This is a genomic window from Methanoculleus sp. UBA291, assembly GCF_002499755.1.
Classification (GTDB): Archaea; Halobacteriota; Methanomicrobia; order Methanomicrobiales; family Methanoculleaceae; genus Methanoculleus; species Methanoculleus palmolei.
Genome location: NZ_DANC01000062.1, coordinates 1 through 6,855, shown reverse-complemented (window position 1 = coordinate 6,855; position 6,855 = coordinate 1). Strand labels below are relative to the sequence as shown.

Sequence of the window (6,855 nt, the reverse complement as noted above, 5' to 3'; positions counted from 1 at the left end):
AGACGGCGGAAAGCGCCGGCAATGTGACGGCAGGAAGCAACCAATTTGCGTTCGACCTCTATAGCAGGCTCGCAAACGACCCGGCGTATGCGGGCAAAAACTTCTTCTTCTCGCCCTACAGCATCTCGTCGGCCCTTGCAATCACTTACGAGGGCGCTCACGGCACGACCGCCGACGAGATCCGCTCGGTGCTGCATCTCCCCGAGAACGATACCCTCCAAAGAGAGGGGTTCTCCGCGATCGACGCCGGTCTGAACCGCGCGGACGCGAACTACATCCTCCGCACGGCAAACGCTCTCTGGGCGGAGGAGACGTATTCGTTCCTCCCGGAGTACACAACCGCGGCCGCTCGCTGGTATGGGGCAAACGTCACGAACCTCGACTTCAAGGGTAGCCCCGAGGCGTCGCGGGAGACGATCAACCGGTGGGTGGAGGAGCAAACTGAAGATAAAATCCGCGACCTTCTCCCGGCGGGTTCAATCGACACCATGACCCGGCTCGTGATCACGAACGCGATCTACTTCAAAGGTACCTGGGTCAAGCAATTCGATGCGAACGAGACGGAGGAGGAAGACTTCCGGATTGCCCCGAACGAGACCGTGCGCGTCCCGATGATGCAGCGGACGGACAGGGGTGCGGTCTACGGGTATACGGAGACCGATACGCTTCAGGTGCTCGAGATGCCGTATGCACGCGGGAACGGCAGTGAGGTCTCGATGCTCGTCCTCCTTCCGAAGGAAGACAGCCTAACGGCTGCGGAAGAGAGTCTGGACGCGGAGACGGTCGCGGGTCTGCACCAGTCGCTGACCTCCCGGAGGGTCGATGTTTTCTTCCCGAAGTTCAGACTCGAGACGGATTACAGCCTCCCGGGAGTTCTTGCGGCGATGGGGATGCCGACGGTGTTCACCGACTCAGCCGACCTCTCGGGGATGGACGGCATGAAGAAGCTCTTCGTCAGCGACATCGTCCATAAAGCGTTCGTCGATGTGAACGAGGAGGGCACCGAGGCGGCGGCCGCGACCGGCGTTATCGTGGCTCCGCTGGCCGCACCCCCGGGAAGCGAAATGCCGATACCCGTCTTCCGGGCGGACCACCCGTTCGTCTTCCTCATCGTCGAGGAGGATTCCGGCACGGTCCTCTTTATAGGACGGGTCGTCAACCAGGAGAGGTTGTAACAGTCATAGAGGGGAGCGGGACGGTGACGAACCGTCCCGCCCATTCATCGACAACGGATCCCGTGAGACCGCGCCTGGCCGGCCGGTTCCCGAGGCACGGATCGGGATCTTGGATAGGCGAAGACCGGACCATCATCCCTCCGGCTTCCACGGCCGGAGCTCCTCGCGTAGATGGGGCCTGCGATCATCAGAATGACACTTGATGTGGAGCCTAAAAGAGACTCGTTAAATAGTATCCTGGCTACCGGGGAGAGCCTGAACCGCCGTTGGCATCATGGCGCTCCCCATCGATGTAGATCGATGCAATATGTCGACGCTCTCCATCTTCGCCGATAAATGCTTCAAGCACTCCATACTTTTGCCCCCAAGCATCCTCTTTCGTAAGAAAGATCTCACACGCATCGGACGCGCGTACCGACTGTAAGACGCTGTCAGCCACTCTCTCTCCCTCGTGGAACAGTTCGAATTCCGAGTGATACGCCGCGATCTCATTAAGCACGTCGGCAAAGCTCCGACACGCCCGGAGCGCCGCACCCGTATCCACAATGCCAATACTGATATCCATTCCGCCTCTCCCGTACACCAGAGCGTACTTTGTACAGTACTAAGTAATCGATGGCTCAGTACATATATACCTTGTGCAGTGAAACGTTACTATGAAAAGTGCGACCACACGTATGAATAAAATTGGCAAAGCAGAGACGAGATTTTTAACGATCCCCGCTGAACTATATAGAGATTCAAATTTCCCCTTTACTGATGAGGATCAGCTTATCGTAACAATTAACAATGACTCTTTGATCGTAACAAAAAATACAGAATCGGTCTCCCACGGACATGATTCCCAGCCAGAGTGATAGTGAGCATCGGTATGAAGGTCGGGAGGTACATCGGCTCCCCTCATTCACCCACCCGTCATAACCTCTCTCGCTCCTCGTGTCAGCTCCCACGGTTCCGATCGACCAAGATTGTGAAGCATCATCTCTTCCGTTCACGGTAGAGCCTCGACCGCGGACCAGAGCGGGGTCCGGATGGTCATCCTTCCCCTCCGAAAGAGCTGCGAGCATAACCGTCATAGACCCAACCTCGCCGCATCCATACACCGATACCTCTAACCAGGTGCAGCCTATGACGTCCGGGGCGATGACGATCTCGTTCTTCGGAACATCGAATCCGTTTGCCGGCAGATCGCATCGGTCCCCCGCGGATCGCCTCGCTCTACGGCTGCACCGCCCTCTGGACGTTCGTCCTCGCGGCGTTCCTCAAAATGCTCCTTGCCCGCGAGATCGGGTGGTATGCAGCCGTGACCGGGAGGTCGCTCCCTCAGGGGTCCGGAGCCTCCCCGGGCCGGAGAACTGGGGCGTCTGGCTCATCGCGCTCCCCCAGACCCTCGTTGCGGCCGCCACCATCACCGGTATGGCGGGAGCCGCGAGTTCTGCCGTCATCCTCGCGCTTCCCGGAGGTTTCACGGCATGGGCGGTCGTACTCCTGCTGATCTCGCTCGTCCTGGTCTTCTTCGGCAGATACCGGGGCGTGGAACGGGCATCCATCGTGATGGCGCTCGCTATCATTACGGCTCTGGTCGCCGCCGCAGGCTACGTCTTCCCCGGCACCGAACCGCTCGCCGCCGGTCTCGTGCCGGTCCTTCCCGAAGGCGCCGTATTCGCCGAACTCCTCCCGTGGCTCGGGTTTCTGATGTCGGGCGCTGCAGGCCTCGTCTGGTACTCTTACTGGCTCACGGCCCGGGGGTATGGTGCCGCCTACTCTCTCACACACGGGCAGGAGGAGGAGACGGTCGTCGAGAAAGGGGATCTGCCGGATCTTACGCACCTCGACCGGATAGAGGGGGAGCACATCCGGGACTGGGTCCAGATCATGACCGTCTCCACGGCCATCGCCTCGGGCATCGTCCTCGCCCTGCTGGTATCGCTCCTCGTCCTGGGTGCGGAACTGCTCCGGCCGCAGGGCCTTCTTCCCGAAGGTCCCGAAGTGACCGCGGTGCTCTTGGTGCTCCTCGGGGATGTCTGGGGGCCGCCGGGAGCCTGGTTGATGATCCTCGCCGCGTTCTTCGCCTTCAGGAGCACCATCGTCACCGACCTCGACGGATGGACGAGAATGCTCGGAGAGGGATCGATCTTCATCGCCCGCCAGGCGAAAGCGGCCGGGGGGTGGATATCGATGCGGTTCTATCGCTTCGTTTACCTGTTCGGGCTGATGGGAGCCCTGCCGCTTCTCCTTATCGTCACAAGACCCGAGCCGGTGACGTTTCTTGCCGTAGCCGGGGTCATCGAGGCGATCCAGATCCCGTTGGTCGCGTTCGCGACGCTCTATCTGAACCGGCGGACGCTCCCGGCGGAGTTCAAACCGTCCCTCTCCGTCGTGATCCTGACCTTTGCCGCCGGCGTCTTCTTTGCGGCCTTCTCAGTCTACTATATCGCAACCGAGACGGCCGTACTGTTCTCCTGAGCGAGAAGAGTGAACAGGCATCACTCTTTTATAGCCGGACGTACAGTCTACCGCCTCTCCGGCCTCATCGACCGGAGCGGAGGCGCACCCTGCCATGAAGCCGAAAGTAACGATCGGGTATCATGCATCGCACGAACAGTTCCCGCCGGGCATGCTCCTCGGCCTCGCACGTAAGGCCGAAGACGCCGGGTTTGGGGCGCTCCTCTCCTCGGACCACTTCAATCCCTGGACCTCCGTCCGGGGAGAGAGCGGATTTTCGTGGGCCTGGCTCGGCGCCGCCCTGCAGGCGACGTCTCTCCCGGCCGGGGTGGTCTGTACGCCGGGATACCGCTACCACCCGGCTATCGTCGCTCAGGCGGCGGCGACGCTCGCCGGGATGCTTCCCGGGCGGTTCTGGATCGCCATCGGGACCGGCCAGGCCGAAAGCGAGGGAATCTGCGGAGAAGCCTGGCCCCCGAAATCGGAACGCAATGACCGGCTCTTTGCGTCCGCCACCATCATGCGAAGCCTCTGGGCGGGAGAGACGGTGACGATCGCCGCTCCGGTTCGAACCGTCGAGGCCCGTCTCCACACCCGGCCAACGCAGCCGCCGCTTCTTCTCGGCGCGGCCCTGACGCCCGCGACCGCGGAATGGCTGGGCGGCTGGGCGGACGGCCTCATTACCGTCGCGATGCAAAAAGACGACCTTGCAGAGGTCGTAGAGGCGTTTCGGCACGGCGGGGGCGAAGGAAAACCAATGTACCTTAAGGTGGACCTCTCCTACGCACGAACCGACGAAGAGGCCCGGTCCGGGGCATGGGACCAGTGGCGGGCCAACGTTTACCCGGCGGCGGTGCTCGAGAATCTCCGGACGCCGGGAGAGTTCGAGGCCCTGGAGGACCTCGCCGGGCCCAGGATGGTCTTCGAGAAGATCCGCATCTCCGCGGACCCAAAAGATCACGTCCGGTGGCTCAGGACCGACATCGATCTCGGTTTTACACATCTCTATCTCCACAACGTGAACAGGAACCAGGAAACGTTCATCGAAGACTTCGGGAACGAAGTTCTCCCGGAGATTTTCGGGTGACCCGCATGCGGGAAGAAAGTTACAAACCCATCGCCGATTACGCGGTCATCGGGAACCTCCGCACCGCCGCCCTTGTCGGAATGGACGGGTCGATAGACTGGTGCTGTTTCCCCTACCTCGACCGGACAAGCGTCTTCGCCGCCCTGCTCGATACCCGGCGGGGCGGCAGGTTCCGGGTCTCGATCCCCGGAGCCGGGCGCGGCAGGCAGTGGTACGTCGAGGACACCAACGTTTTAAAGACGGAGTTCTCCGATGCAACGGGAACGCTCGTGGTGACCGACCTGATGCCGCTCCTCGGGGATATCGAAGGACGTGCAGGATCGCTCGCCCCGCCCGAACTCTACCGCATCCTTACGTGCGTTCGGGGAAGCGTGGAGACAACGGTGGAGTGGTCTCCCAGGTTCGAGTACGCCCGGGGGATGACGCAGATCTCGCGGATTCCGGACGGCTGGTTTGCAACGGACGGGAGAGACGACATGACGCTCTTCGGCCTCGCCGAGGCGGAGGTGGTCGAGGAGGAGGGCGGGCATACCCTCAGGGCAACCCTTCCGATGCGGGCAGGAGAACGGCGCGTCCTGATCGCCCGGTGGGGGACCGAAGACCTGACCTACGTACCGGAGAGGGCCGGCATGCTGGAGGCCCGGACGGTGAAGGCGTGGCGGACGTGGGCACGCAGATGCGAGCCCGTCCGCGCCGGGGAGTGGGCGGGGAGTCTGCTTCCGCTGCTCATCAGGTCCACACTCGTTCTCAAACTACTGACGAATGCGGCGACAGGGGCGATCGCCGCCGCACCGACGACATCCCTCCCTGAGGATATCGGCGGAGTGCGAAACTGGGATTACCGCTTTGCCTGGATCCGGGATTCGGCGATGACGGCGCAGGCGCTCATCGTTCTCGGGCACAAAGCCGAAGCAGTCGACCTCCTTGACTGGATGGAGCGGGTCTCCGCGATGTATGCAAGAGAGGAGCAGGAGCTCCGGATCATGTATGGCATCCACGGGTGGTCCGACCTCCGTGAGGAAGAACTCCCTCATTTCGAGGGCTATCGGGGTTCAAGCCCGGTCAGGATCGGGAACGATGCCGCCGCCCAGATGCAACTCGAGATCTACGGAGAACTCCTCAACACCGCCTACGAGCTCGCTCGACGGGGGTTCGGGATCTCCGGGCAGGAGAAGGGGTTTCTCGGCAGGATCGCCGACGAGGCGTGCACCCTCTGGCGAGAGCCGGACCACGGGATCTGGGAAGTCAGGAGCGAGCGGCGCCACTATGTCTACTCGAAGGTGATGCTCTGGACGGCGCTCGACCGGGCGGTCCACCTCGCCGACGAGTACGGTCTTTTGGGGGACGGGGAACGGTGGGCGCGAAACGCCGCCGCGATCAGAAGGCAGGTCCTTGAACAGGGCTACGATGCGGAGAGGGGCGCATTCGTTCAGTTCTATGGGTCGCGGGATCTGGATGCGGCCAACCTCCGCATCCCGCTGCTTGAGTTCCTTCCGCCCGACGACGAGCGGGTGGCCGGGACGATCGAGAGGACGATGGACGAACTGATGGAGAACGGCCTTGTCTACCGCTACCGGACGGACGACGGCCTTCCGGGGGAGGAAGGAGCGTTCGGGCTCTGCACCTTCTGGCTCATCGATGTTCTGGCGCTCTCGGGCCGGGTCGGGGAGGCGCGGTCGCTCTTTGAACGGATGGTGGACCGCGCAAACCATGTAGGCCTCTACCCCGAACAGTTCGACCCGGAAACGGACGAATTTCTCGGCAATTTTCCCCAGGCATTCACCCATATTGGACTCATCAACAGCGCCCTCTACCTCGCCTACGCCGAAGGGAGAGCGGTTCCGGAGCACGCGTTGATCGGGACGCCCGAACACCGTGCGGCGCTTGAGGAACGGCGCCCCGGAAGGATGTCGCTCTGAGAGCCGGACCGCCCGGCAGAAGCGAGGCTTCGAAAATTCGTTGTCAACGCTAGGCATAACTATCCGGGGCGCCATACCGCACTCTATGAACAGAAACATTATCTACCTGCTTCTGGCATCTTTCGTCGCGCTCGGCGGCATCGCCGCCGGATGCACCGATACGCCGGGGACGACGTCCGCAGGCTCTGCCCCTCCCACCGGGGAGGAGACGGCGGAAAGCGCCGGCAAT

General features: G+C 62.2%; 5 protein-coding genes. 4 read left to right on the top strand and 1 reads right to left on the bottom strand.

Features of this window, described 5'->3' with window-relative positions; genetic code table 11:
* On the top strand, positions 1-1,175 hold a 1,175-nt coding region (locus BP737_RS14595), incomplete at its 5' end, for a serpin family protein (RefSeq protein WP_342686313.1).
* A gap of 241 nt (positions 1,176-1,416) precedes the next feature.
* Here the strand turns inward: BP737_RS14595 and BP737_RS14590 are convergent.
* Positions 1,417-1,740, bottom strand: a complete 324-nt coding sequence (locus BP737_RS14590; RefSeq protein WP_292409297.1) for a hypothetical protein — start codon at positions 1,738-1,740, stop codon at positions 1,417-1,419.
* A 725-nt stretch (positions 1,741-2,465) separates the two neighbouring features.
* Here BP737_RS14590 and BP737_RS14585 point away from each other — a divergent pair.
* The 3 genes from BP737_RS14585 (at position 2,466) to BP737_RS14575 (ending at position 6,626) form a co-directional block, all read left to right on the top strand.
* Positions 2,466-3,641: a hypothetical protein gene (locus BP737_RS14585; protein WP_292409299.1), complete on the top strand. Its 1,176-nt coding sequence runs from the start codon at positions 2,466-2,468 to the stop codon at positions 3,639-3,641.
* Positions 3,642-3,735: 94 nt separating this feature from the next.
* A complete protein-coding gene (locus BP737_RS14580; protein ID WP_342686312.1) occupies positions 3,736-4,707 on the top strand; it encodes a TIGR03885 family FMN-dependent LLM class oxidoreductase in 972 nt (323 codons plus the stop codon).
* Positions 4,708-4,712: 5 nt separating this feature from the next.
* Positions 4,713-6,626 carry a glycoside hydrolase family 15 protein gene (locus BP737_RS14575; RefSeq protein ID WP_292410781.1) on the top strand — a complete coding sequence of 638 codons (1,914 nt, stop codon included), beginning with the start codon at positions 4,713-4,715 and terminating at the stop codon, positions 6,624-6,626.
* The last annotated feature ends 229 nt before the right edge of the window (positions 6,627-6,855 follow it).